Consider the following 25,213-nt stretch of genomic DNA (forward strand, 5'->3'; position numbering starts at 1 on the left):
GGCTGAGGACCCAACCTCCAAAAGCGTCTATAAAAACTGCTTCAACACGTCCATTTGGTATGAATTAGGTAAAACCCGCAGGTTATAATTGCCCCATCCATGCCCAGTCGACCAGATAGTCCAACCTACAAACCCGTAGCCTTTGTCTTTTGCAGCATTGTCCTGCATGTATTGCATAAATTGCGTCAACGGAGTACGACAGCTTTCAGCACTCCTACCTGTACCGAATTCAGTGACTATAGCTTGTAACTGATTGGTATTTAAATAGTCCACAAAGGCATTTAAATTAAAGCCGTTGGGTCCGGTAGTTGATAAATCTTGCAAGCACGTGTCATGTGTTCCGCTATAATCGGCATCAAGGTATTGATGAACATTAATCAGCACTTTGGATAAATCGGTGACCCCTGCCTGCGCAAAATTGTCGCGCGTAAACAAGATGGCATTAGTATAAGCTGTGCCATCTGAACCAGTCCATTGATGAGTAGTCCATGAATGCAATCCAGTCCAGCTGTTACCTTCGACCAAAATATAGCCACTAAAATGTTGCTCCTGAAGCATTTTGATTAAAGCAGCTTGTATTGTGAATACTTTATCGTCTGGGACGTTGACAGGCTCATTCATTAAATCAATCATGAGGTAGTTCTTATCGATTTTATTGTCCTTTTGCATCCGCTGTGCGAGTTGTCCCCAAATAGACTGATAGGCGGTTTCATCGGTAATTAAAGTTCCGTCAGGGCAATTGGCCGTAACCGCCGGATTACAGCCTGAAATTTGCTCACCAAATTTGGAGTAACGCATGTAGGCATGTAAATCAACGATAGTATGCACTTTTGCTTGCGTGAGTGAACGTAACAAAGGCCCAATGTAATTGTCGTAATAGGCTTCATGGAGTTGACCTGTACCGGGTCCATTCAATTGAAGAAATCCCCAGCTTATTGGAACTCGCACCGTGTTAATCCCTGCTTTGATAAACGCTTCGGTATCCTTTAAATCAGAACTCGTCGAATTGGCATCAGCAAGGGAAAGATTGGGGATAACGGTAGGATCAATGACTTTGCCAAATTCCATTCCTGCTAAATTAATCCCAACAAAAGGCCAGTTTTTACCTGCTTTGGCTTGAATTAAATTAGGATTCTCATCAATGGACGTGTATTCAATTGAACCCGTAACATGGCCTAATCCATCAATAGCCGGATTTTTGAGCGCAATATGCACTCCATCAGGTGGTTTGTACTCATTGATTGCGTTATTGCCATTATTACTAATGAGAAAGCCAATATAACCGAGATAAGTATTATCTTTGGTGCAGCCATCAAAGCGAATGGTGCCGCCAGCATAACCTGGGTTGCCAGAGGCTTGATTGGCATCGCCAGTCATGCCTGGAGCAAGCTTTAAAGACACGGTTTCATCAGTTTTTTGAATACAAATATAAGGCTTAATAGAGCCGCTAGGACCGACACCCGTGATGTTATTTGTTATAGGCGCTGAAAACGCAAGCGCTGGAAGAAAAGGAATAATCGCCATTAGTTTATTCATACAACCCTCTATGGTGAGTTTTTTTTAAATCAAATGTATAATAACAGCTCGTTTTCAGTTAAAAACCTGTCTTTTATATCAGGTTTTGGAAAAATATGCTTGAAATTTGTCAACGCATGTCCTTGGCGACTTCTTTAGAGGGACTGAATTTAATGTTGGTTAACTATTTCGCTAAACAAGGAATAGGAAGTTTCGCCATAACCTACTACAGTCAGCATACTAAGACAGGTTCTAAACTTATCTATGATTGGGCAAGCGCCAATTTGCGCCCTTGGCATCACCATTATCTTGGCGAACATTATGCGGATATTGACCGAACACTCGAATGCTCCGAGCAGTCTCTCTTGCCCGTGTTTTGGGATGTTCAAGAGCAATTAAAACGAGCAAAAAATAAGCGAGAGGCAAGAATCCGCCTGGAATCAATTGAATTTGGTATTGATAAAGGATTGAATATCTCTTCACATGGGTTTGAGAGTGATTTTCTAATTTTAGTTTTGCACCAACGGCAGAATGAAACCGGTTTGCAAGGTTGGGAGCTGAAACAATATCAGTGGATGGCAATTACTCAATGTTATTTTCACTACCTTAGAAAGTTTCTATTAAATGGAGCTATGAACAGCGTAAAATTAACGCGACGTGAGCAGCAATGCTTAATACTCACAGCAAAAGGCGTGAGAGTCGATAGTATTGCAATCACACTGGGGATCTCTCAAAGGACAGTTAATTTTCATCTACAAAATGCGAATAAAAAATTGGGCGTTACGAATAAATATTTAGCAATTATGCGATGGAAAGGTAGTGATGGAGGGAGATAAACCTGAGTTGATTTCCTGTCAGGGTTATTGCCAAGAGTCGGGAGGTCCTTCGCGTTGCTCAGGATGACGGTGGTGTTGTCGTCCTGAGCGAAGTGAGGGATCTCCTTGGTGGGGTTATTGCCAAGAGTGGGGAGGTCCTTCGCGTTGCTCAGGATGGCAGTGAGTGTTGTCGTCCTGAGCGTAGTGAGGGATCTCCTTGGTTGGGTTATTGCCAAGAGTCGGGAGGTCCTTCGCATTGCTCAGGATGACAGTGAGTGTTGTCGTCCTGAGCGAAGCGAAGGATCTCCTTGGTGGGGTTACTGCCAAGAGTCTGGAGGTCCTTCGCGTTGCTCAGGATGACGGTGGTGTTGTCGTCCTGAGTGAAGCGAAGGACCTCCTTGGTGGGGTTATTGCCAAGAGTCTGGAGGTCCTTCGCGTTGCTCAGGATGACGGTGGTGTTGTCGTCCCGAACGTAGTGAGGGATCTCTTTAGCGCTTTTAACTCTTGCCCTAACTTGCCGACTTCGGTAGAGTGCATTCATCGACTTCTGGGAAAGCTTAAGCTTATGCTATCGCGTTTTGTTCATTTACGTGTACATACCGAATTTTCAATGGTTGATGGCTTGGTTCGAATTAAGCCATTAATGAGCGCCATTGTTGAAAAAGGAATGAATGCCGTAGCGGTAACTGATTTTTGTAACCTTTTTGCAGCGGTCAAAGTGTTTAAAGCCGCAATAGAGGTTGGGGTGAAGCCAATTTTAGGTGCTGATTTACCCTGTCACGATCCAAATCATCCCGAACAGATCACCTCGCTTGTGCTTCTCTGTCAGAATGAAATAGGTTATCGAAATTTAACCCGCTTAGTCTCAAAAGCCTATCAAGAAGGCCAATATCAAGGCCAACCTCGTGTCCACCATGCCTGGATCAGTCAGCACGCCGACGGATTGATTGCTTTATCGGGGGGAAGGACAGGTGCGATTGGCAAAGCGTTATTGACGGATAATGAAGCAGAAGCTTATTCATTGGCAAAATCGTTTGCCCAATTATTTCCAGATCGCTTTTACCTGGAAATCCAGCGGACAGGTCGTGCAGATGAGGTGGCTTACAATGAAAAAATTGTTCGCTTGGCAGAAACGGTAAACCTGCCTTTGGTTGCCACGAACGATGTGCGATTCATTCACAAAGGGGATTTTGATGCCCATGAAGCAAGAGTATGTATTCATGAAGGGTTCACGTTAGCTGATCCACGCCGTCATCACCAATACAGTGCTGCGCAATATTTGCGCTCAGCCGATGAAATGATTGAATTATTTAAGGACTTACCCCAGGCAGTAAAAAATACGGTTGAAATCAGCAAGCGTTGCACAGTAAAGCTTGATTTAGGCAATAATTATTTGCCTAATTTTCCTATTCCCGAGGGCTCGACAGTCGAAGCGTATCTCTCAAGCCTATCTAAAAAGGGGCTGGAAGAGCGGCTTCTGCAAATTTTCCGTGGAAAGCCGCCTGAAGTGATTCAGGCTTCACGATCCCCTTATGATGAGCGTTTGCAGATCGAGTTAGACGTGATTAACTCGATGGGTTTTCCAGGCTATTTCTTGATTGTCGCGGATTTTATTCATTGGGCTAAGCAAAATGGTGTCCCAGTAGGCCCAGGACGTGGATCAGGTGCAGGTTCTTTAGTGGCCTATGCGCTAAAAATTACGGATCTTGACCCTTTGCAATATGAGCTACTGTTTGAGCGCTTCTTGAATCCTGAGCGCGTGTCAATGCCTGATTTTGATATTGATTTTTGCATGGAAGGGCGTGATCGAGTGATTGAGTACGTGGCTGAGAAATATGGCCGGCAAAGCGTATCGCAGATTATCACGTTTGGTACTATGGCAGCTAAAGCAGTAGTTCGGGACGTAGGACGAGTGCTCGGGCATCCCTATGGTTTTGTTGACAAATTGGCCAAATTAATTCCTTTTGAAATCGGTATGACCCTGCATAAAGCGCTTGAAGATGAGGCTGAATTACAGCGTCGTTATCAAGATGAAGAAGAAGTGAAGGAATTGTTTGATTTGGCGTTAAAGCTGGAAGGGATTACGCGAAACGCTGGGAAACATGCCGGTGGCGTGGTGATAGCTCCATCGAAGTTAACCGATTTTACTGCGATTTATTGTGAACAAGGCTCAACGCAAATTGTAAGTCAATTTGATAAAGACGATGTGGAGGCCGTGGGCTTAGTCAAATTTGATTTTCTAGGTTTGCGGACATTGACCATTATTGATTGGGCCCTTGCCATTGTGAATAAGCAACGGCGAGAGCAAGACGAGGAGCCCGTGGATATTTCGGTGATTCCCACCGATGATGAGCAAACATTCAATTTATTGAAGGCATGTCAAACAACGGCGGTATTTCAGTTGGAATCGCGTGGCATGAAAGAGTTAATTCATCGCTTACAGCCTGATTGCTTTGAAGATATTATCGCTTTAGTGGCTTTATTTAGACCAGGGCCACTTCAATCGGGAATGGTGGATGATTTTATTGATCGGAAACATGGACGAGCAAAAGTCGAATACCCTCATCCTGATTTAGAACCTATATTAAAACCAACCTACGGAGTCATCCTTTATCAAGAACAAGTGATGCAAATTGCCCAGGTGCTAGCGAATTATACGCTGGGTGCTGCGGATTTACTGCGTCGCGCTATGGGTAAGAAAAAACCGGAGGAGATGGCAAAGCAAAGGGCTATTTTTACCGAGGGTGCGAAAGCACGCGGGGTCGATGAGCAAACCGCAACTTATATTTTTGATTTAATGGAAAAGTTTGCTGGCTATGGTTTTAATAAATCGCATTCTGCTGCTTACGCTCTTGTCGCTTATCAAACTGCCTGGTTAAAGGCCCATTTCCCCGCTGCCTTCATGGCTGCAGTCATGTCTTCGGACATGGATAATACCGATAAGGTCGTCACTTTTATCGATGAGTGCGAGCAAATGAAGCTTAAGGTTTTGCCTCCCTCCATCAATCATTCTTTTTATCAATTCACCGTAAAAGACAATCACACTATTCTGTACGGACTTGGCGCAATCAAAGGCGTCGGGGAATCGGCGATTAATTGCATCATAGAAGAGCGCAAAGCAAAAGGGGCCTATACTGGCTTATTTGGCTTATGTCAGCGGCTTGATCTACGAAAAGTGAACCGGCGAGTGCTGGAAGCGCTCATAAAAAGTGGTGCTTTGGATGATTGGGGAGTCGAGCGCTCTGTGCTCTTCGCGTCTTTAGAAAAAGCATTAAAAGTGGCTGATAAAACCCATCAAAATCAGTTAAGCGGTCAAACAGATTTGTTCTCTTTGCTGGAAGATACCGCCAATCAAGAAGATTATCTTGAGTGCAAACCCTGGCCTGAAATACAGCGTTTAGAGGGCGAAAAAGAGACCCTTGGGCTTTATCTAACGGGGCATCCAGCTGCTTATTATTGTCAGGAATTTAAAGCCTTTATTCAACCCATAGGTCGTTTAAATCCCTCTGCCATGAAAAAAGCAGTGGTTTGTGGGCTCGTGACTGCGGTGAGACGAGTTATGACAAAACGAGGTAAAAAATTAACCATCGTTAGTCTTGAAGATTCCAGCGCAAAACTTGATATTGTGGTGTTTTCTGAGCTCTATGAAGCGCAACAGACACAAGTGCAAATGGCACAAATGCTTGTGGTTGAGGGAGAAATTGCAGCCGATGATTACAGTGGCGGCGTTAAAATGACTGCTAGCCATCTGTATTCGATTGGTGAGGCGCGAACTCGTTTTGCAAAATGTTTAACACTTAGCTTGAATCAGGAGCACATTTCCATTCTTCCAACGCTGCAATCTATTTTAAAGGCAAATAAAGGTGAATGTGTTGTGCAAATCCACTATGCCAACCCTTCAGTGAAAGCAACGCTTTGCTTAGCGTCTCAATGGTCAGTTTCACCCAGTGATGAGCTCCTCACTCGTCTCGCGGATATTGTGGGTCAAACGAAGGTTGCTTTGAGTTATTAGATCAGTGGGTTGTTGTCCTCAGTACCGTGTAGGGAAATGGAAGGCCTCTCGCTTTGCTTCAGAGAATACGCTAACATGTCATTTAAGCAGTTAAGGGATTGTTATAATGGCTTTTTTAGGAAGAATAGTTGTAGTTTGTGCATTAACGCTGTCGGTGATAAGTAACACCTATGCAGCTAACCGCAGCAATTATTTTTATCGTAATTTTTGGTTACCGACCTATCACGGTGAGCGTTTAAATTATTGCACCGTAGACAGCAAACACTGTGGGTTGCCGGTGGCTTCGCGCTATTGCCAAATGATGGGATACTTACGGGCCGACCAGCAAGTCATCGATTACAATGTGGGCCTAACCAATTTCATTTCTAGCTCAATGCGTTGTAAGGGCTGGCGATGCAATGGTTTTAAAACAATTCGTTGTGTAGCTGATCTTACCCCTATTCCACCTAAACCCTACCATTATCGCTTTAGGCGATTCGTATACCCTCGCTTTGAGCAGTTTCGTGTGGCTTGGTGTTACGATGGGCAGCGAAACTGTGGGCGACGAGCTGCGTTTTCCTTTTGCCGTCGTATGGGTTATTTACGTGCTTCACGCTATGCTCTACAGCAAAACATTGCGGCGACCAAGGCAATTGGTAATCAAAAGCTATGTTTTGGTCATCAGTGTAACGCTTTTGCGTACATCACATGCTATCGGTAACGAGATTTTGCCCTTAATTTTACAGTTGTTATGACGCTTAGAAAAAAATTCGTCATGGATTTGACAGAATGAGCGTTAGTAACCAATACTCAACAATAGATGATATACGGATAGGATCAGCTATGAGCAGCAATGAAACAATTATAATCATTGATGACAATGAAGAACGTTGCCGCAAGCTTAGTACCATTCTAAATTTCGTTGGTGAGACTTGTTATCTTGCCAATTACAGCAATTGGCGCTCCTTTCCATATGACAAAGCCCACACTATTGTGGCGGGAGCCCATGAATCGTTCAGTGATTCATTGGGGTTTTTGGAGGAGCTGATTCATATTGCCCCTTATTTATCCGTGATCTTGATTGATTCCCCTTTGCCAGCAAGTCATTACACCACCAAAAACGTGCTAGCGAGCCTTCATTTTCCCTTCACTTATTCACAAATGCTTGAAGCATTGCACAAATGCCAGATTGCTCAAGAACCTATTGAGGTAAACGGCAAAAAAAGAACACCGCTATTTCGCAGTTTAGTGGGGAACAGTGAGTCGATACGTCAAGTACGCAAGTTGATTGCGCAGGTTGCTGATACTGAAGCAAGTGTATTAATACTGGGTGAATCAGGCACCGGTAAAGAGGTCGTAGCGAGAAACATTCACGCTCTTTCGTCTCGTGCAAACAAACCATTCATTCCGATTAACTGTGGTGCTATTCCTGGTGAGTTATTGGAAAGTGAATTATTCGGTCATGAAAAAGGGGCGTTCACAGGCGCTATCACTTCTAGGCAAGGGCGGTTTGAGCTGGCTAACGGTGGAACTTTATTTCTTGATGAAATTGGCGATATGCCCTTAGCCATGCAAGTAAAGCTATTGCGTGTATTGCAAGAGCGTTGTTTTGAACGCGTTGGTTCTAATAAAAGCATTGAAGTCAACGTAAGAATTATCGCAGCAACTCACCGCAATTTGGAAGTAGCCATAAAAGAAGGGAAATTCCGCGAAGATCTTTTTTATCGTTTGAATGTTTTTCCAATTGACATGCCTCCGTTACGAGAAAGACGCGAAGATTTGTCGTTATTGATTAATGAATTAGTTTCCAGAATAGAAGGTGAAAATAGACCTAGTGTTCGTCTAATGCCTGGTGCATTAGAAGTCTTAAGCCATTATGAATGGCCCGGCAATGTGCGAGAGCTTGCCAATCTTGTCGAACGCTTATCCATCTTATTCCCTAATGGAATTGTAGATAAGGATGAATTACCTAGACGATTTAGAGTGGATAAGGCTTCAGCGCGTCGAGCAGTAGGCAACGAGCGAGAAACTCTGCTGGAAATGGTTAGTCAAGACCAAACGAATGAAGGAGACGGTATTGATCTTAAGGAACACTTGGTAAAAACCGAATTGGCTTTAATTAATCAAGCATTAGATGAATCGGATTGGGTGGTTGCTCATGCGGCAAGTTATCTGAATATGCGACGCACCACGTTGGTTGAAAAAATGCGTAAGTATGGTTTAACTCGTCCCGAACGCGCATGAAAGCTCGCCCCATGAGGGGCAACTACTCCGATGAAATTACCGGGCAAGTTAGGAGGTCCGTCGCTTTGATCAGGATGATGACAGATGGTAGTTGATACTCAACACGTTAACTTTTGTTACCCTCTGTATCCTCTCTTTTAATCGCTTCTTCTTTTTTAGGGGATTCTTTTTTCTTTACTTTCACCGTAGCGGTTTGCGCTTCTTCTCCCTCAGGTGTTTTGACCTTTTTCTCTACGTGGACTTCTGCTGTTTGCGTTTCACCTTTGTTTGCAGCAGCGGCTTCTTCTTCAGCGCGTTTCTTTTTATATTCTTCAATAATTTCACAAACGCTTGTTTTGACGTCCTTGAATAATTTACTTGCCATGGAAGAAAATTCTTTAAAGTCAGGTAATTTTGATTTGAAATCGTTCATATTTCACTCCATTTTCTGGTATTACCCTAAGTATATACCCGTGATCATCCAAAACGCTATTTTTGGTCTATTGCTTTTTCCGCCTGGGATTATTTTAAAAATTCCCAATAGGACTTGCTATTACTCGTTTTTAAAATAATCCCAGCAAAAAAAATCAAGTTGCCCAAAACATAGCATTTTGGATGATCACGGGTATATACTAAAAGAAATCAGAAGCCGATATTCTTAGCCTTCTAAAAACTGGATCAGCTTAAGCCCAAGGATGAATCAGCTTCATCGCAGGCTTAAGTAACTTCTCCATCATTGATTTCTTCCCGTGCACGGCAATCTTAAACGCATTGAAGTCTTGCATCTTTTCAGCAAGGTAATCATCGCTGGTTTTTAAGCTATCCACCAGTTTTAAATCGAATGCATCCTTTGCCAGCCAGTGTTCCCCTGTAGAAACTTGGTTAATATTTAACTGTCCGCGATTTGAAAGCACAGCAGATTTAAATGCATCGTGAATTTTTTCCAAATCTTCTTGAAATTTTTCACGCCCTTTTTCTGTGTTTTCACCAAATAAAGTTAAGGTTCGTTTATATTCGCCTGCGGTTAATAACTCCACATCGATATTGTGTTTTTTAAGCCAGCGATGAAAATTAGGAAGCTGCGCAACTACCCCGATCGAACCAATAATTGCAAAGGGTGCGGCAATAATACGATTGGCAACACAAGCCATTAAGTAACCACCACTGGCAGCAATCTTATCAATACAGACTGTGAGCGGAATATTCCTATCGCGCAAACGTTGTAATTGTGAAGCGGCTAAACCATAACCATTCACAGCTCCTCCAGGGCTTTCTAAGCGAACGACGACTTCGTCTTTCTCTTGAACAATGGAGAGAACAGCGCTAACTGCATCGCGAAGCTGCTCAACTTGTGACGCCTTTATATCACCATGAAAATCAAGGACATAGAGAGTGGGTTTGGCTTTTTGTTCTTTCTGCTTCTTTTTATCTTTTTTTGCCTTCTCTGGCTTTTTATTTTTTATCTCATGAGACATTCGTTGTTTAGTTGTCTCATATTCTTTGTTAAGAGAGGTGATTTCGAGTACCGGTTTGGGTTTGCGACCGAGTGCTAATACTCCTGCCACAACAAGCAGGAAGGAAACAACCAGTGTGAGCGTTTTGACAAGAAATAAACCATATTGTGAAAGAAACTCCATCGTTAGCCTACTGATTTTAAAAAATAATCATTATCCTCTCGGGCGATTACTGATGCAAGTGGAATGGATTAAAAGACAGGATAACCGCATCTATTTTTGAACATAAAAACCTATATGCGATGAAAACAGTCTGTTTAGTTTTTTATATTGCTATTCGATGTGTTTACCTGGGTTAAAAGAGGAAGTGGTAGGGGAAAATAGCTCGTGAAAGATATCGGAAGATTTGCATGATGGGTAATAGCTCTTGTCTCATCGACTTTTCGTCACCGCCTGAGACGTAGGTGCAGAAAAACGTGATATTACTTTTTTTTTACAAAATGCTCTCTTTGATAGTAAAACCCATTGCGATGATTAAGGAGTACTTGGCGGAGAAGTAGCCGCTGTTTTCGCTTTTTCTCCGCATGATCTTGCCCCGCTCTCATTTTCTTGTGGAAAGAGACCAATTTTGCTCATAGCCTCTGTTAATTCTTTTTGATTTTTGATAGCTACTTTAGGCGAAGCAAGTCCAGTCATGCTCGGTTTGGGAACTGACAAATTGATTGCCTCAGTATTCTTAGGAAATTCTTTATAAACGGGGCTTGTTCTTTCTGAGTCTTTTGTTTTAAGAATGATACCACTTAAGTCTTTTCCTTCTTCAACCATTTTTTCCGCTTGTTCAATCGCATAAAGGATATACAGAGGCTCGGATGATTCAAGGATCAAATTCACTTCTTTTCCGTCGAAAAAGTTGTTGAGTGTTCTATCAAACAAAAAAGGGGCTAACTCTTCTTTTTTGTTGCAGCATAGATTGAAATCAGCTGCAAAAGTGACTGTGTTAAAATCGAATTCTTTCTCTTTAATCTGTGCTAATAACCTTAACACCTCAAGCTTGACTGTTTCAAAATCATAACTATCAGGAAGATTGGTATTAAGATTATTGTCTTTTATTTTACGATCACGTGTTAGGGTTATTGCTTTGGTATAGGCTTGAAGATTGTTATGGTAACAACAAATGACCAACTCGCCATGATTTTTTTTACTGTAATAAATATGTATTGATAGTGCCATGATAGTCCTTAATTTGTAAAAAGCGTTCCCTTCTAATAAAGCTATAAAAGATAATTAACAAGGTAGAGCGCAAGGAGAACGCTTAGTGGCAGGTATGCATCTCTCTTGATAAAGTTCTATAAAAAATTTCCTTGCTTCTTCCGGTGAATTTATTCCCATGGAATTACTGCATTCCAGCCCGAAGCCTAGACTCGCATTTTTAATACTGTAGGTGCTCGCACATAGCGTTTTTTGCGCGTATTCGAGTGATTGCAGGATAGATTGGTAAACTGCTTCTGCCTTCTCAAACTCGGAATTATCGAGTAACCACATACAATAATGCCCAAAAGCTTCAGCTAAAACCATAAAGCCATAGCTACCTGATTGCTCATGCAACTGTTTGCTGTTATTGATAAGTCTTGTATAAAGTGCCTCAGTTTCTTGAGCATTTGCTTTCTTGAGTTCGTGATATAAGTATTCGTTATATCGTTGCATAGCGTGCACCGAACCATATTCAATAGCAATTTTAAGAAATTTTATCTCCGAATAGCTAAAGTCGCATCGTTGTTTCTTTCTCATCTCTTGTGAAAGATGAAAAAAATGAACACCTCGAGCTAAATCAAATTGATTTAATTCAGGATGAGAATAAAGCAGTATTTCAGGTAATTTTTTTTGCCGAGCTAAGTAGACCCCGTGAGCGCACCATAATTTACCCCAGTGCTCATCTAATTCCTCATGATTACAATGTAATGCAAAATTTAAATCATAATCTGCGAGCGTGGCAACGATTTCTAACGGGGTATTTTTGATAAGCTCGAGCTTTTCTTTTAAATTCCCATTATTAAAATTTCTCAGAATATGAGCATGGATCATGGTGTAAGGCAGCGCTTTTTTGTTGCCTTGATTGTTAAAAAACTGATGTCCATTTCTCATGCTTTAATTCAAAAAGTAAAATTCCAGAATGGTACGCAACTATATCATCTTGAAGGAGAAGGTAAAACCCATGAAGAAGATAATTAGGATATATTTTGTCCAAAGGAAATTCTAAGAGAACAGATTTATTAACAAATTCATTTTATATCACTTAGAAAATAAGCATCAGACTTGCTTCATGTATCAAAGCGTCTAAGAGTTTTATTGATGTGTCGTTTCACAATTTTAATTAACCTATCTATGATGGCAGTATTCTTTATCATCCCAATAAAAAATGCTTTATTGTGATCCCTCACCACTACCTGATGCTGCTGCTAGTTGGGCCTGGGAGTCCCTAGGCTTACCTCGGAGAGTAATTTGAGTAATGCTTGCGCACCGGCAGTAGAGGATGCAGGATTTTGACCAGTAATGAGACGGCCATCAATGATCACAAAACTTTGCCAATTAGGCGCTTTTTCGAATAGTCCACCCAATCGTTTTAACTCATCTTCTACAAGAAATGGGACTACATCCGTAAGTTGAACCTCTTCCTCTTCGCTGTTAGTAAAGCCTGTTACACGTTTGCCTTTTACGAGAGGAGCACCCTTGTAAGTTACATGGCGGAGCACACCTGGCGCATGGCATACCAAAGCAATGGGTTTTCCTGAATTGTAAAAAGATTCAAGCAAATTGATTGAATCGGTACTTTCAGCTAGATCCCACATGGGACCATGTCCACCCGAATAGAACACGGTATCAAAATCTTCTGCTTTCATATCAGCAAGTTTGGCTGTTTGGGATAGGGCTTTTTTCGCCTGCTCGTCTTGTTTGAACCGCTGCATTGCCGGAGTCTGATTTTCAGGTAAATCACTCTTAGGATCAATAGGAGGTTGACCACCCTTAGGGGATGCTAATGTTAACTTAGCCGCTGCGTCTTTGAATACAAAATAAGGGGCTGCAAATTCCTCCAACCAAAAACCTGTTTTGCGGCCTGTATTACCCAGCTGATCATGTGAAGTCAATACCATCAATATTTTCATTTGCATTCCCCTTCCTTGTGAATACTTGCATGATAAATTATGAAATTAAGTATAGTATGAAACCGGAATAAATAACTCATACAACGTAGAACTTATAGCTAAAGAAGATCATACAGGAACCTAATGCGCTGCGGCGGTATCTGCTTTCGCATTTTTCTCAGGCTTTGTTAACCAAACTAAGGGAATAAGCGCTATAAAGATAAGGGAAGAAATCCAAAAAACATCGTTTAACCCTAACATGTTTGCTTGTACATTTAACAATCTATTAAAAAGGGCGTAACTTTGCTCTGTTTGAATTTTTAATAACGATTGGCTAGTTTCAACAAAGGTGGTAAAAATGGGATTGTAAGGCGTTGCTTGTTCCGTCAGTTGAGAGTGATGAAGGATTGAGCGATTATCCCATATCGTACTGAAAATTGAAGTCCCTATAGCGCCACAGAAAATACGCGCGAAATTAGATAAACCCGCCGCAGCAGGAACTTTTTCTGAAGGAAGTCCTGAAAGAATAATCATCGATAAGGGAATAAAAAACATCGCGACAGGAATGCCTTGTATTAGAGTAGGCAAAACAAGCGTCCATGTATCCACATCGGTAGTGTAAAGGGAGCGCATAAAGAAAACTAAGCCAAAAAGAAGAAAAGCAAAAGTGGTTATGATGCGCGCATCCACAATAGGTAGGATTCTACCGACGATAGGAGAGGCGATTACAGCAAAAAAACCTAAAGGAGCCATGACCAAACCGGCGTTGACTGAAGGGTAGGCTAAATCTTGCTGCAGCCATTGGGGCAGTAATACCAAGTTGCCAAAAAAAACGCCATAGCCCACTGAAATAGCAATTGTCCCGCCTGTAAAATTCCGTACGGTAAAAAGTCGTAAATCGATAACGGGATTTGTTTGTGTTAACTCCCAAATGACGAAATAACAAAAACCGATAGCCGCAATAAGTGCTAAGGCAATAATTACCGGTGAATTAAACCAATCTAAATCTTGCCCTTTATCGAGCATGATTTGTAAAGCGCCGACCCATATTACTAGAAGAATTAAACCGGTAATATCGATGGGCAATGATTTCCTCGGTGTATCGCGATGTTGATAAATGATCCATGTGACTGCCCCGGCAAATAGGCCAACGGGTATATTGATATAAAATATCCATGACCAGCTGTAACTATCGGTTATCCAGCCCCCTAGCGCAGGGCCTGCAATAGGTCCCACAGTAGCAGTCATTCCCCAAAGCGCTAGCGCGATTGCGCTTTTCTCTTTAGGGTAAGAGCTAAGGAGTATCGCTTGCGATAAGGGAATCAGGGGACCAGCGACGATGCCTTGCAAGATTCGTGCACCTAATAAAAATGAAAGGTTAGTTGCTAAACCGCATAACCAGGAAGCAAGCACAAATAACACGATAGCAGAAACAAACAATCGCACTTGTCCAATTCGCTGTGTTAGCCAGCCAGTCAATGGGATAGAAATCGCATTTGCTGCGGCAAATACGGTAATAACCCAAGTTCCTTCGTCAATCGATACACCGAGATTGCCAGAGATCGTGGGAATAGCAACATTGGCTATTGAAGAATCTAAAACAATCATGAACGTAGCAAGCGCAACAGCGATTGTGGCAACAACAAGCTTCGCACCTCGCAATGGAGCAGGATACAGGGTGGTGCTCATCGTGAGGTTCCCTTTTTCGAAGCGGGTTTGTTAGACATATCGTTGGCATTCAGATTTGCTGTTTTACTGATATTTTCACTAATGACTTTATTAATTTCAGCATCGGCTTCTTTGCCCCAATTTTCATAGATAGGGGTTTCATAAACGGGTATGGGGGCGGTTTCATTGATGTATTTTCCACTCTGATTATGCAAATCAATAGTTACTTCCATGGATAAACCAATCCGCAAGGGATGAGCTTTGAGTTCTTTAGGGTCTAATTGAATACGCACCGGCAAACGCTGAACTACTTTTATCCAATTTCCTGTTGCGTTTTGCGCGGGTAGAAGCGCAAAAGCACTGCCTGTTCCTGCTGAAAAACCCATAATTGTTCCATGGTAAACCACCGACGATCCATAAAGATCAGCGGTTAATGTTGCTGGCTGGCCAATTCGCATGTAGCGAACTTGTTTTTCTTTAAAATTGGCGTCAACCCAGACTTGTTCTAAAGGAACGAGCGCCATCAGTTGAGTCCCCGCAGCAACCCGCTGACCAACTTGAGCTGTACGTTTGGATATTTCACCTGAAACTGGAGCTCGAATTGAAGTGCGCATGTAGTCAATATAAGCCTGGCGTAATCGGGTTGCTGCTGCTAAAACATTGGGGTGTTGTGGCAAATTGGTATTTTCGGTTAAAGCGCGGTTTGCTAATAATGCAGATTGAGCTTGAGTTAGGGCCGCATCCGCACTTTTGAGTGAATCCTCTGCATGGGTTAATTCCTCTTTTGACACCGCACCCACACCAATGGCTTGATTGCGTCGTAAGAGATCTTGTTTTGCTTTCTCATGAGAGACTTGCTGATTTTTAAGATTCGCCTGAAGGCCAGTGTTATTGATGAATAATTGTTGAGTGTTTCTTAATGTTTGGGCGAGATTTGCTTTAGCTTGTTCGAAAGCAATAAACGCATCAATTGGATCAAGTTCGACCAATAGTTGGCCTGTGCTGACGTATTGTGTGTCGTCAGCTTTCACGGCAATGACTGTACCGCCTACTTGAGCAGTGATTGGTATAATATTTCCATTCACGTAGGCATTGTCTGTTTCTTCATAAAAGCGTGCAATAAGCCACCAATATAAGCCGTAAAAAATTGCAATAACGACAAGAACAATCGTGAAGGAAATGAGTAAAAATTTTCGCTTTTTACCGAGTCTTTCTTCGTCAGGTGTAATAGGAAGTTGATCCACTGTACCCATTCATCTCTCACTGGATTGATTATTTGAAGCATGACAGCATTCGATCATTCGCGCATCAAAGCCACCACCAAGCGCTTTAATTAAATTAACTTGTAGGTTACGTCGATTTAAAACAAGTTGCAAACGCGTTTGCTGTTCCGCAAGGTAGCGTGTCTCGGCATCCAACACGACTAATTGAGAGGCAAGGCCAACGCGATATTGATACTTTGCTAGATAATAGGCGTGCTCTGCAGTATGAAGGGCCTCTCGCTGAACGCTAAGTTGTTTATCCACAGCGACAATGTTAGTCAGCTGTGCAGCGACATCGGATAGTGCATTATTCAGTATTGTGTTGTAATTCCCTACGGCTTCTTCATAAATGGCATATTGCTCACGCAATTTACCGCGAAGTGCGCCGCCATCGAAAATCGGTAAAGTGATCGCTGGGCCTATATACTCACTATTGGCTCTAACCTCGATATCACTGAGTTTGAGAGAGAGAAAAGCAACACCCGCCAATAAATTGATATTTGGGTAAAACAATGCTTTTGTGTAGTTGATGCCTTGGCAAGCGGCTTCAACTTGCCAACGTGCACTGACAATATCCGGCCTTCGTCCTAAAAGCACTAAAGGTAAATTAGAGGGAAGGGCCGGTGTTTGGGCATTCATTAAGCGGGGACGCTTGATGGTTAAACCTCGATCAGGGCCTGCGCCAAGCAAAGTGCCTAACTGCTGTTTGGTAAGGATTATTTGACCCTCAACTTGCACTAATTGAGTGCGCGCTGTTGCCGAAGTGTTTCGGGCTTGGTAAAGCTGCACGCGTGTATCCAAACCAGTGCGCAAGCGAACTTTAGAAATTTTTTCCAGAGCTTCACGTTGAGTTACTGTTCGCCTTAATACATCACGTAAATCGTAATAATACGCTAAGGCGTTATAAGTGGCCGCCACAGAAGTGGCGATGTTAAGTCGGGCTTCTTGCTCTTCAGCCTCGCTGGCCTTAGTTTCCGAAATGGCTTGCCTGAGTTTGGCGTGATTTTTTCCCCAAAGATCGATGTTATAACTTGCTTTAGTGAGAAATGCAGTTTGGTAAAAAACAGAATTGCTAATGGGAGGAATAAAAAGATTGTGTGAAGAAACTCGGGTGCGAGTTTCTATTCCCGAAAAATCAGCATGAGGGTATAAGGCAGCAGCACTTTGCTGTGTCAGCCCTCTTGCTTGTCCAATTCGTGCTTTAGCCACCTGTAGATTTGGATTATTAGCCAGCGCTTCACGGATTAAGGCAGTCAATTGAGGATCGCTAAACTGTGTCGCCCAATTAATTGTGGGCCATTGCCCTTTTTGATTTGGTAAGCTTTTAGTAGTTTGAAACTGAGAGGGTAAGGCTATTTTTTTATCGCTTTTAATCCCAATATAGTTAACACAACCTGCAAGCGCTCCTAAAAGTAACGAAGCCGTGATTGCTTTAAAACCTTTTTTCCAGCAGTATGAAGTTAACCCCATGCACAGTTCCGAAAAGTTGTAGACTTTGCTCTTTCTAACTCCCTAATAGTAAAACTTTTTTTCTCTTTAATCGACTAATACTTGTAAGTTCGATTTAAATCTTTGATAGGAATGAGAGGGTGCTTATGGTTCTGTATTCAGATTATGGCTAAATTATCGTTCTACTGGCAAAATAGGCTTCTTTAGCGAAACGCGCAGTGCAGTGGGTGCAAAAAAACTCAATAAAGATTTTAAAGCATTAGAAGTTGTTTTGGCTTATTAAACATAAACTGTATTTTCTTTCTTGCCAGCAATGTCATTTATGGATAGTCTGCGTTTTTAACCCTAATCATCTTAATTATGCTTGACGTGCAGGCCCTGTCGTTTGATTACCAAGAGAAACCCGTGTTGAACAAGGTGCAATTTTCATTAGCACCTGGTCAGTTTTTGCATTTACGCGGAGCCAATGGTGTGGGGAAAACCACGTTATTTAGGTTATTAGCCGGCCTTCTTAAACCCAATGAAGGGGAGATTTTTTATGAAGGCGAGTCAATTTATCGCAATCTGGTCACCTATCAACGTAAACTGTGTTATGTAGGGCATAAAACGGGTTTAAATCCTCTTTTGACGGTAAAGGAGAATTGCTATTTCGATATGCATTGGGGGCGGCGCAATGTCCGTCTTGACGAATTGCTAGCGCAATTTGGCCTACCAGGATTGGAGGATGAGCCTTGCTACCTGCTTTCCGCAGGACAACGTCGACGTGTTGGTTTGTTAAGGTTAATGATGACTGACGCCTCCTTATGGTTGCTGGATGAGCCACTTGTTGCTTTGGACACAACTGCTATTCAAACGGTAATGACTTGTCTTGAAAAACACCTTGCACAAGGAGGGCAGGTAATTTTAACTTCCCACCAAGCATTGCCTTTTCATCAGCCTTATCAGGAGTATTCATTGTGATGAGCTTGACTACTCTTTTTATAAGGCAATTCCACCGAGAATTCTTATTGCATCTTCGTCAACCTAAATTGCTATTGCATTCTTCTTTGTTTTTTCTAATGGTTACTGTTTTCTTTCCTTTGACGATGCCACCAGCAACCACTATTTTGCGCTCTGTAGCACCTGGACTCGTTTGGATTGCCATGCTGCTTGCCATGTTATTGACCTCAGTCGGGCTTTTTCAGCAGGATTATGAAGACGGCATTGTCGAGCAATGGCTAATCTCAAGTTATCCGCTTAGTTTGGTTGTCGCTGCAAAATTAACCGTTCATTGGCTAATTAATTTATTACCTATGTTAGTGTTTTGTCCTCTACTGGCTCTACTATTTAGTTTTAGTTGGCAAGAAACAGGTGTGTTAATGCTTGGGTTAATTACCGGTACTCCTGCTATTCTTTTTTTATGTGGGCTTGCAGCTGCCTTTAGTTCGGGTATGCAACAAAAAGGGGTGCTCATGGCATTAGTATTATTGCCGTTAACAGTACCTGTCATGATTTTTGGCAGTGGTAGTTTAACAGCCGCGATGCAGGGTTTGCCGGTTGCAGGTTATCTAGCTATTTTGCTGGCATTATCGGTTCTTGCAGCAGGATTTTTACCTTTTGCAATTGCTGCTGTAGTCCGAATTAATTTAGTGGACTGATTTTTGGGCCATGGCTTAACTTTCTGCAACAAATACTATCTGAGGTTGCTGGTCAGGGAGGAATAAAATTGTCAATCCATTCGCATGCATGATAAAATTCCGCCTTTTGTAATCTGAATCACCCCTCATGTGGAATTTTTTATATCAAATGGCTTCGCCGAAGGTTTTTTATCAAATGACTAAACCTTGGCTTAGTAAGCTAAGGTTTAGTGCCTTGCTTTTTCTGGCTGTTGGTATAATTTGGGGCTTATTTTTTGCGCCGCCCGATTATCAGCAAGGCGATGCTTTTCGTATCATTTATATTCATGTTCCAAGTGCCTTTCTGTCTATGGCCATTTATGGCTGGATGGGTTTTCTTGCTCTGCTCTTATTAGTCTGGGGCATCAAAATGGCTGGTATGATGCTTGGTATTGCCGCTCAATTGGGCGCTTCAATGGCTTTCCTCGCTTTGCTTACAGGGAGCATTTGGGGCAAACCCATGTGGGGAACCTGGTGGGTTTGGGATGCCCGATTGACCTCTGAGCTCATCTTATTCCTTTTGTATTTGGCCATATTGGCAACCAAAAGTTCTTTTCAGAGCAAAGAACAAGGAGATAAGATTGTTGCGATTTTAACGTTAGTGGGTTTGATTGATTTACCGATTATTCATTATTCAGTGTACTGGTGGAACTCCCTTCACCAAGGTGCAACACTTTCTGTCTTTGCTAAACCCAAAATAGCAAGCCCCATGTTGTATCCCTTATTGCTGACACTACTTGGTTTTTCCCTTTATTGTACTTGGATTATGCTCCACAAAGCACGAAGCGAAATACTCAGTCGTGAGCGTAAGCAACATTGGGTCAAAGAGATTGTTGAAAAAGGGGAATTATGAATCAATTTCAGCAATGGTTAATGATGGGGGGATATGGTTCCTATGTTTGGCCAGCTTATGGATTGGCGTGCATTGTATTGTTAATGAATTTCTTAAGTATTCGATTGCAACAGAAGCGGTTGTTGAAAAAATTGCAGCAATGGTTTAAGAGACAATGAAATGAATCCTGTTCGCAAACGAAAAATGCTGGTGTTGTTGTTTATTCTTTCTATCTTTATGTTGGCGAGTGCTCTTGTCCTGTACGCATTACGACAAAATATCAATCTGTTCTATACACCGACGCAAGTGGTGAAGGGTGAGGCCTCAAATCAACATACCATTCGCATTGGGGGAATGGTTGCGAAAAACAGTGTGGTACGGGGTGGAGCTGATGGATTGTCTGTAGAGTTTCAATTAACTGATTTTAATCAAACTGTTACGATAAAGTATCATGGTATCTTGCCCGATTTATTTCGTGAAGGACAGGGTATTGTGGCACTGGGTAAGTTAAGTGACAACCGCCACTTCATTGCGGAAGAAGTACTGGCAAAACATGATGCTAACTACATGCCGCCCGAGGTCAAAGAGGCTTTGGCAAAAGGGGCACAACCGGGAGTAAAGAAAAGCGCATGATAGCTGAAATTGGCTTGTTTTCATTGATTCTCGCTCTACTGTTTGCCTCTCTTCTTGCCACTATTCCAATAGTGGGCTTGTCGCGTGGTAAAGTGGATTGGGTTAACGCAGCTCCTCTCTACGCGTGTGGTCAATTCATTTTTATTGCCTTGGCTTACTGCTCTTTGACAGCTTGTTTTCTTAAGGATGACTTCTCGGTGGTTTATGTATTGACCAATTCCAGTGTTTCATTGCCTTGGTTTTACAAACTGTGTGCCGTGTGGGGAGGCCACGAGGGTTCCATGCTCTTATGGGTTGCCATATTAAGTTTTTGGATGGTGGCAATTAGTTTGTTCAGCGCTTCATTAGATCAAGCGATGCGAGCGCGCGTTTTGGTTGTATTAGGTTGGCTTAGTATTGGTTTTATCCTTTTTCTTCTTACCACATCCAATCCCTTTATGCGTCAGTTTCAATCATTGCAGACCCAAGGACGCGATTTAAATCCGCTTTTGCAAGATCCTGGATTCTTATTCCATCCCCCAATGCTTTACATGGGCTATGTGGGTTTTTCTGTTGCCTTTGCTTTCGCGATTGCTGCACTTTGGGTTGGAAAGGTTGAACCGGCTTGGGCAAAATGGACTAGACCCTGGACTTTAGCGGCTTGGTGTTGCTTAACGGCGGGCATTACTTTGGGGAGCTGGTGGGCTTACCGAGAATTAGGTTGGGGTGGTTGGTGGTTTTGGGACCCGGTTGAAAATGCGTCCTTTATGCCATGGTTGGTAGGTACTGCGTTATTGCATTCGCTCGCCGTGAGTGAACAGCGACAGCGATTTAAAGCATGGACCATGTTGTTGGCGATTACTGCCTTTTCGCTAAGTCTTATCGGTACCTTTTTAGTGCGTTCGGGAGTATTGACTTCAGTTCATGCTTTCGCTGTGGATCCGCAACGAGGTCTTTACATTCTTTGTTTTCTCCTGATTGTAATCGGGGGATCATTATTCCTTTTTGCCTTACGTGCCCAGACGTTGCAGCAGGGAGATAATCCCTCGCCGGTTTCTCGTGAAAGTGCGCTACTTTTAAATAATGTTTTTCTGGCAGTGGCTATGCTAACAGTGCTGATGGGCACCGTTTATCCCTTGCTTATCGATGGGTTAGGCTTAGGTAAATTATCGGTCGGTGCACCTTATTTTAATTCGGTTTTTGTACCCCTCATGATTCCTTTACTGATTCTAATGGGTGTTGGAGTGCATTTAAATTGGCAGTGCGACAGCTTGAAGAAAATAGCAATGAAATTAAGCAAGGTATTTTTTGTAAGTATCTTGATTCCCCTATTACTCTTAATGGGATTAGCTCAGCCAATCAATGGTTATACCTTATTTGGTTTAATGCTGGCATTCTGGATTGTGCTGAGTAGTGTTAAATTGATAGTCATCCGATCGAGGCAGCGCGGATGGTTTAAGTTAGGACAAGCATTCTGGGGAATGATAGTGGCGCATTGTGGCGTCGCTGCAACTGTAATTGGCATTGCAGTCTCGACAGGCTATGGCATTCAAGACGATGTTAAAATGGCGCCTGGTGATACCATTCATCTGGCTGGTTTTAACATTTCATTTTTAAGCGAGGCGCCCTTAGAGGGTGCGAATTATCATGGGTCGCAAACGAAATTTTTAATCAGTCGCAAGCATAAAGAGACAATCATTTACCCCGAAAAGCGGATATATAATGTCGGGCAAATGGCAATGACAGAGTCCGCTATCGATGTAAGTCCCTTTCGTGATATTTATGTCGCTCTTGGCGAACCGTTAGATGATAAAGCCTGGTCAGTACGTGTGTACTTCAAACCTTTTGTTCGTTGGATTTGGGGTGGTGGATTTATGATTTTAGGAGGGGGGGTATTGGCTTTGACGGATAGACGCTATTACAAAGCACGACAAAAGGTAAAAGCGGGTTGTGAGCAAGAGGTCGGTGCATGAAAACACTCCATTGGCGCTTAATTCCATTGACTATTTTTGCCCTTTTAATTGTTTTTTTCTGGCGCGGATTGTCATCGGAGCCAAGAAAATTGCCCTCGGTGCAATTAGGCAAATCATTGCCAGCTTTCCAACTTCCTGCTGTAGAGGAAGGTAAATTGTTTACACCCGATGTCATGAAAGGGCGTGTGGTTTTGCTCAATGTATGGGCCAGTTGGTGCGAAGCGTGTGTTGAGGAGCAAGTCTTTCTCATGCGACTTGCACGCCAGTCAGTGCCAATTTACGGCTTAAATTACAAAGATAATACCCAAAATGCACAACGGTGGTTGAATGAATGGGGAAATCCTTATCAAGCAGTGGGCGAGGATAAAGAGGGGCGTGTAGCGATTGATTTGGGCGTTTATGGTGCTCCTGAAACGTTTCTGATTGATAAAAAAGGTGTTATTCGTTATAGGCATATCGGTATCTTAAATGAAGAGGCTTGGAAGTCTGATTTTTTACCGCGAATCAAACAATTACAGGGTGAGGCATGAAAGCTTACTTATTCATCTTAAGCTTGTTACTGGTATTTCCAGCATCAGCGAATACTTTCTATCCTTTAGAAACAGCGAGACAGGATGCACAATTTTCGCATTTACTGAAAGAGCTACGCTGTTTGGTTTGCCAAAACCAGGATTTAGCAGATTCGAATGCTGGATTGGCTAAAGATTTGCGTGAGCAAGTTTATAGTATGGTCAAAGAAGGAAAAAGCGACAGCGAAATTATCAGTTTTTTGACTGCTCGTTACGGTGATTTCATTTTGTTCAAACCCCCTGTGAAACCTTTAACTGCATTGCTATGGTTTGGGCCATCATTGTTTTTATTTTTAGGCTTACTTATTTTTTGGCATACCTGTTTAAAGCGAACTTCTCATGAATGAATGGTGGTTATTAATCAGTTTTATCGTTTTAGGATTGTTAGCGCTGCCTTTGGCGTTGTTTCCTTTGCGTAAATCGAAGGGGTTTATGCTCGTTATGTTGCCTATGCTCATTGGGGCTTCGTGTTTGGCGTACTGGCGATGGGGGGCTTGGACTACTTGGCAGGCTTATGTGCACCACGAAGCGACGCAGCAACAAATTCAGGCGGTACTGCAAACCATTAAAAGCCCTGTGGAATTAATTGTTCGAATGAAAGCTCGCTTACAGGCCGACCCTAACAGCGAACGTGGTTGGTATTTATTAGGGAGATTATACGCAAGTCAAGGACAATGGTTTGAGGCGCGCGATGCATTTTTCAAAGCCTTTCAATTAAAACCCGACGATGAAGCGGCGACAATCAATTATGCTCAGAGTCTTTGGCAATTAAATCAACAGCAATTTAATGAGCAGATTAGGAATATATTTAAAACGCTACTGCAAAAAAATCCAGATCAACCTGATGCTTTGGCTATGTTAGCGATGGATGCTTTTGGCAGCAGCAATTATCAATTAGCAATCGATTACTGGCAACATTTGCTTAAGCTAGCACCTAAGCATTCTGAAGAAGCACAATTATTACGAAAGGCAATTGCTAAAGCACAACAAAAATTAATGCCCGTGGCTGGTGAAAAATAAGCAAACACTTTGCCTATATCTTAAAAAAATGCTGTCGCACTGTGATAAAGGGAAACTGATGTATAAAGGATAAAAGGAAGAAGCTTTCCCAAACGATGCTTTGCTTTCATTTTAAAATCCTACTCCTAAGTTCATGGTTAAGAAAATGATCCAAGAATCGTGCCTAATCTGAAAAAATTTGATACATGGAGCAGTATTTATGACACAAAACACGCTCATCCTCTTACCCGGTGTTTTATCAAACCATCGGGTTTGGACTCATCAAGCGACTCATCTCAATGAGCAGGTGTGCTGCCAAGTTATTCCTTTGACCGACCATGACAACATGGAGGATTTACTGCAGATGGTTCTGGCAAGTGTTCCCGGAAATTTTATTTTAGCAGGGCACTCAATGGGTGGGTGGTTAGCCTTAGAATTGGCCCGTGCAGCACCAGAGCGAATTTTAAAATTGTGCTTACTGAATACTTCAGCGAAAGAGGATCCACCCGAAAAATACAAGGATAGATTGGCAATGATTGCCGCAGTGAAGCAAGGTCAATTTCAAAACGTAGCAGAAAATATTGCTGAGCGGTATGTGCATAATAAGCAAGTAAAACAAGACGTTTTGTCGATGTTTCTCAATGTGGGAGAAAAGGCGTTCGTTAATCAGGAAAAAGCGCTATTAACTCGGCGGGAGACGGTTTCGATTCTCCCACAATTAACAATGCCGACAATGATTATTCATGCGCAAAAAGATAAGGTTTTTTCTCTGTCATCTCATCTCGAATTGCAAAAGAAAATGCCGAATGCCAAATTAGCAATTGTTGATGATTGTGGGCACATGAGTCCAATGGAGGCACCGCAAGCAATCACCTCATTGATGAGATATTGGATTGATTACTTTTGAAAGAAGCTTTGGAAGCAGGCACTGCCAAGCGTTGGGAGGTTCTTCGCTTTCGCTTATCGATATTGTCGTCCCGAACGAAGTGAGGGATCTCCTGAAGGAGGGTATTGCCAAGAGTCGGGAGGTCCTTCGCTTTCACTCAGGATGACAGC

Annotated in this window: 23 protein-coding genes; 14 read left to right on the top strand and 9 right to left on the bottom strand. The window is 42.4% G+C overall.

The features are described from left to right. Positions 1-27: 27 nt before the first annotated feature. Complete coding sequence (locus tag B5D33_RS07710) at positions 28-1,536, bottom strand: glycoside hydrolase family 5 protein (protein WP_058451084.1); 1,509 nt, start codon at positions 1,534-1,536, stop codon at positions 28-30. A 95-nt stretch (positions 1,537-1,631) separates the two neighbouring features. On the opposite strand from B5D33_RS07710, the gene B5D33_RS07715 reads away from it, so the two are divergent. From B5D33_RS07715 to B5D33_RS07730, 4 genes are all read left to right on the top strand, one after another. Beyond that, positions 1,632-2,351, top strand: coding sequence for a helix-turn-helix transcriptional regulator (locus B5D33_RS07715; protein ID WP_058451085.1), 720 nt, complete (start codon positions 1,632-1,634; stop codon positions 2,349-2,351). Positions 2,352-2,895: 544 nt separating this feature from the next. After that, positions 2,896-6,342: a DNA polymerase III subunit alpha gene (dnaE, locus tag B5D33_RS07720; protein ID WP_058451743.1), complete on the top strand. Its 3,447-nt coding sequence runs from the start codon at positions 2,896-2,898 to the stop codon at positions 6,340-6,342. 106 nt (positions 6,343-6,448) lie between these two features. Continuing rightward, positions 6,449-7,042, top strand: a complete 594-nt coding sequence (locus tag B5D33_RS07725) for a hypothetical protein (protein WP_058451742.1) — start codon at positions 6,449-6,451, stop codon at positions 7,040-7,042. 122 nt (positions 7,043-7,164) lie between these two features. Beyond that, positions 7,165-8,565 (top strand): sigma-54 dependent transcriptional regulator, encoded by a 1,401-nt coding sequence (locus tag B5D33_RS07730; RefSeq protein WP_058451741.1) that lies wholly within the window; start codon positions 7,165-7,167, stop codon positions 8,563-8,565. Between the two features lie 106 nt (positions 8,566-8,671). On the opposite strand, the gene B5D33_RS07735 is transcribed toward B5D33_RS07730, so the two are convergent. From B5D33_RS07735 to B5D33_RS07770, 8 genes are all read right to left on the bottom strand, one after another. Next, the gene (locus B5D33_RS07735) at positions 8,672-8,977 is read right to left on the bottom strand and encodes a hypothetical protein (protein WP_058451740.1); all 306 of its coding nucleotides are present in this window, start codon (positions 8,975-8,977) and stop codon (positions 8,672-8,674) included. Between the two features lie 250 nt (positions 8,978-9,227). Next, positions 9,228-10,181: a protease SohB gene (gene sohB / locus B5D33_RS07740; RefSeq protein ID WP_058451739.1), complete on the bottom strand. Its 954-nt coding sequence runs from the start codon at positions 10,179-10,181 to the stop codon at positions 9,228-9,230. Between the two features lie 351 nt (positions 10,182-10,532). Further along, the gene (locus B5D33_RS07745; protein WP_058451738.1) at positions 10,533-11,228 is read right to left on the bottom strand and encodes a hypothetical protein; all 696 of its coding nucleotides are present in this window, start codon (positions 11,226-11,228) and stop codon (positions 10,533-10,535) included. 54 nt (positions 11,229-11,282) lie between these two features. Then, on the bottom strand, positions 11,283-12,140 hold the full coding sequence (locus tag B5D33_RS07750; RefSeq protein ID WP_078767378.1) for a DUF5630 domain-containing protein: 858 nt from the start codon (positions 12,138-12,140) through the stop codon (positions 11,283-11,285). 314 nt (positions 12,141-12,454) lie between these two features. Continuing rightward, positions 12,455-13,159: a type 1 glutamine amidotransferase domain-containing protein gene (locus tag B5D33_RS07755; RefSeq protein WP_058451745.1), complete on the bottom strand. Its 705-nt coding sequence runs from the start codon at positions 13,157-13,159 to the stop codon at positions 12,455-12,457. A gap of 120 nt (positions 13,160-13,279) precedes the next feature. Further along, on the bottom strand, positions 13,280-14,827 hold the full coding sequence (locus B5D33_RS07760; protein ID WP_058451736.1) for a DHA2 family efflux MFS transporter permease subunit: 1,548 nt from the start codon (positions 14,825-14,827) through the stop codon (positions 13,280-13,282). Further along, positions 14,824-16,059: an HlyD/EmrA/EmrK family protein gene (locus tag B5D33_RS07765; RefSeq protein WP_078767379.1), complete on the bottom strand. Its 1,236-nt coding sequence runs from the start codon at positions 16,057-16,059 to the stop codon at positions 14,824-14,826. The genes B5D33_RS07760 and B5D33_RS07765 overlap by 4 nt, the downstream gene beginning before the upstream one ends. Further along, positions 16,060-17,538 (bottom strand): efflux transporter outer membrane subunit, encoded by a 1,479-nt coding sequence (locus B5D33_RS07770; protein ID WP_058451735.1) that lies wholly within the window; start codon positions 17,536-17,538, stop codon positions 16,060-16,062. 339 nt (positions 17,539-17,877) lie between these two features. On the opposite strand from B5D33_RS07770, the gene ccmA reads away from it, so the two are divergent. The 10 genes from ccmA to B5D33_RS07820 all read left to right on the top strand — a co-directional run bounded on the left by ccmA (position 17,878) and on the right by B5D33_RS07820 (position 25,064). Then, complete coding sequence (gene ccmA, locus B5D33_RS07775; protein ID WP_058451734.1) at positions 17,878-18,477, top strand: cytochrome c biogenesis heme-transporting ATPase CcmA; 600 nt, start codon at positions 17,878-17,880, stop codon at positions 18,475-18,477. Then, a complete protein-coding gene (gene ccmB / locus B5D33_RS07780) occupies positions 18,477-19,154 on the top strand; it encodes a heme exporter protein CcmB (protein WP_058451733.1) in 678 nt (225 codons plus the stop codon). The genes ccmA and ccmB overlap by 1 nt, the downstream gene beginning before the upstream one ends. Before the next feature lie 127 nt (positions 19,155-19,281). Beyond that, on the top strand, positions 19,282-20,025 hold the full coding sequence (gene ccmC, locus B5D33_RS07785; RefSeq protein ID WP_058451732.1) for a heme ABC transporter permease CcmC: 744 nt from the start codon (positions 19,282-19,284) through the stop codon (positions 20,023-20,025). After that, on the top strand, positions 20,022-20,183 hold the full coding sequence (gene ccmD, locus B5D33_RS07790) for a heme exporter protein CcmD (protein WP_058451731.1): 162 nt from the start codon (positions 20,022-20,024) through the stop codon (positions 20,181-20,183). Before ccmC ends, ccmD begins: the two co-directional genes overlap by 4 nt. A 1-nt stretch (position 20,184) precedes the next feature. After that, positions 20,185-20,637, top strand: coding sequence for a cytochrome c maturation protein CcmE (ccmE, locus tag B5D33_RS07795; RefSeq protein ID WP_058451730.1), 453 nt, complete (start codon positions 20,185-20,187; stop codon positions 20,635-20,637). After that, positions 20,634-22,589, top strand: coding sequence for a heme lyase CcmF/NrfE family subunit (locus B5D33_RS07800; protein ID WP_058451729.1), 1,956 nt, complete (start codon positions 20,634-20,636; stop codon positions 22,587-22,589). The genes ccmE and B5D33_RS07800 overlap by 4 nt, the downstream gene beginning before the upstream one ends. Beyond that, a complete protein-coding gene (locus tag B5D33_RS07805) occupies positions 22,586-23,119 on the top strand; it encodes a DsbE family thiol:disulfide interchange protein (RefSeq protein WP_058451728.1) in 534 nt (177 codons plus the stop codon). Before B5D33_RS07800 ends, B5D33_RS07805 begins: the two co-directional genes overlap by 4 nt. Continuing rightward, on the top strand, positions 23,116-23,505 hold the full coding sequence (locus tag B5D33_RS07810) for a cytochrome c-type biogenesis protein (RefSeq protein WP_058451727.1): 390 nt from the start codon (positions 23,116-23,118) through the stop codon (positions 23,503-23,505). Before B5D33_RS07805 ends, B5D33_RS07810 begins: the two co-directional genes overlap by 4 nt. Then, positions 23,498-24,178 (top strand): tetratricopeptide repeat protein, encoded by a 681-nt coding sequence (locus tag B5D33_RS07815; protein WP_058451726.1) that lies wholly within the window; start codon positions 23,498-23,500, stop codon positions 24,176-24,178. Before B5D33_RS07810 ends, B5D33_RS07815 begins: the two co-directional genes overlap by 8 nt. 199 nt (positions 24,179-24,377) lie before the next feature. Next, entirely contained in the window at positions 24,378-25,064 is a 687-nt protein-coding gene (locus B5D33_RS07820) for an alpha/beta fold hydrolase (RefSeq protein WP_058451725.1), read from the top strand. The last annotated feature ends 149 nt before the right edge of the window (positions 25,065-25,213 follow it).

Source organism: Legionella maceachernii (assembly GCF_900167045.1).
Taxonomy (GTDB): Bacteria; Pseudomonadota; Gammaproteobacteria; order Legionellales; family Legionellaceae; genus Tatlockia; species Tatlockia maceachernii.

Excerpts from the sequence above, each read along its gene's own strand:
- B5D33_RS07760 (WP_058451736.1), bottom strand. The coding sequence starts at position 14,827 with ATGAGCACCACCCTGTATCCTGCTCCATTGCGAGGTGCGAAGCTTGTT.
- B5D33_RS07800 (WP_058451729.1), top strand. The coding sequence starts at position 20,634 with ATGATAGCTGAAATTGGCTTGTTTTCATTGATTCTCGCTCTACTGTTT.
- B5D33_RS07710 (WP_058451084.1), bottom strand. The coding sequence starts at position 1,536 with ATGAATAAACTAATGGCGATTATTCCTTTTCTTCCAGCGCTTGCGTTT.
- ccmC (WP_058451732.1), top strand. The coding sequence starts at position 19,282 with ATGTGGAATTTTTTATATCAAATGGCTTCGCCGAAGGTTTTTTATCAA.
- B5D33_RS07810 (WP_058451727.1), top strand. The coding sequence starts at position 23,116 with ATGAAAGCTTACTTATTCATCTTAAGCTTGTTACTGGTATTTCCAGCA.
- B5D33_RS07755 (WP_058451745.1), bottom strand. The coding sequence starts at position 13,159 with ATGAAAATATTGATGGTATTGACTTCACATGATCAGCTGGGTAATACA.
- dnaE (WP_058451743.1), top strand. The coding sequence starts at position 2,896 with ATGCTATCGCGTTTTGTTCATTTACGTGTACATACCGAATTTTCAATG.
- B5D33_RS07745 (WP_058451738.1), bottom strand. The coding sequence starts at position 11,228 with ATGGCACTATCAATACATATTTATTACAGTAAAAAAAATCATGGCGAG.
- B5D33_RS07730 (WP_058451741.1), top strand. The coding sequence starts at position 7,165 with ATGAGCAGCAATGAAACAATTATAATCATTGATGACAATGAAGAACGT.
- B5D33_RS07805 (WP_058451728.1), top strand. The coding sequence starts at position 22,586 with ATGAAAACACTCCATTGGCGCTTAATTCCATTGACTATTTTTGCCCTT.
- B5D33_RS07750 (WP_078767378.1), bottom strand. The coding sequence starts at position 12,140 with ATGAGAAATGGACATCAGTTTTTTAACAATCAAGGCAACAAAAAAGCG.
- B5D33_RS07815 (WP_058451726.1), top strand. The coding sequence starts at position 23,498 with ATGAATGAATGGTGGTTATTAATCAGTTTTATCGTTTTAGGATTGTTA.
- B5D33_RS07820 (WP_058451725.1), top strand. The coding sequence starts at position 24,378 with ATGACACAAAACACGCTCATCCTCTTACCCGGTGTTTTATCAAACCAT.
- B5D33_RS07715 (WP_058451085.1), top strand. The coding sequence starts at position 1,632 with ATGCTTGAAATTTGTCAACGCATGTCCTTGGCGACTTCTTTAGAGGGA.
- ccmE (WP_058451730.1), top strand. The coding sequence starts at position 20,185 with ATGAATCCTGTTCGCAAACGAAAAATGCTGGTGTTGTTGTTTATTCTT.
- ccmB (WP_058451733.1), top strand. The coding sequence starts at position 18,477 with ATGAGCTTGACTACTCTTTTTATAAGGCAATTCCACCGAGAATTCTTA.
- ccmA (WP_058451734.1), top strand. The coding sequence starts at position 17,878 with ATGCTTGACGTGCAGGCCCTGTCGTTTGATTACCAAGAGAAACCCGTG.
- ccmD (WP_058451731.1), top strand. The coding sequence starts at position 20,022 with ATGAATCAATTTCAGCAATGGTTAATGATGGGGGGATATGGTTCCTAT.
- B5D33_RS07770 (WP_058451735.1), bottom strand. The coding sequence starts at position 17,538 with ATGGGGTTAACTTCATACTGCTGGAAAAAAGGTTTTAAAGCAATCACG.
- B5D33_RS07735 (WP_058451740.1), bottom strand. The coding sequence starts at position 8,977 with ATGAACGATTTCAAATCAAAATTACCTGACTTTAAAGAATTTTCTTCC.
- sohB (WP_058451739.1), bottom strand. The coding sequence starts at position 10,181 with ATGGAGTTTCTTTCACAATATGGTTTATTTCTTGTCAAAACGCTCACA.
- B5D33_RS07725 (WP_058451742.1), top strand. The coding sequence starts at position 6,449 with ATGGCTTTTTTAGGAAGAATAGTTGTAGTTTGTGCATTAACGCTGTCG.
- B5D33_RS07765 (WP_078767379.1), bottom strand. The coding sequence starts at position 16,059 with ATGGGTACAGTGGATCAACTTCCTATTACACCTGACGAAGAAAGACTC.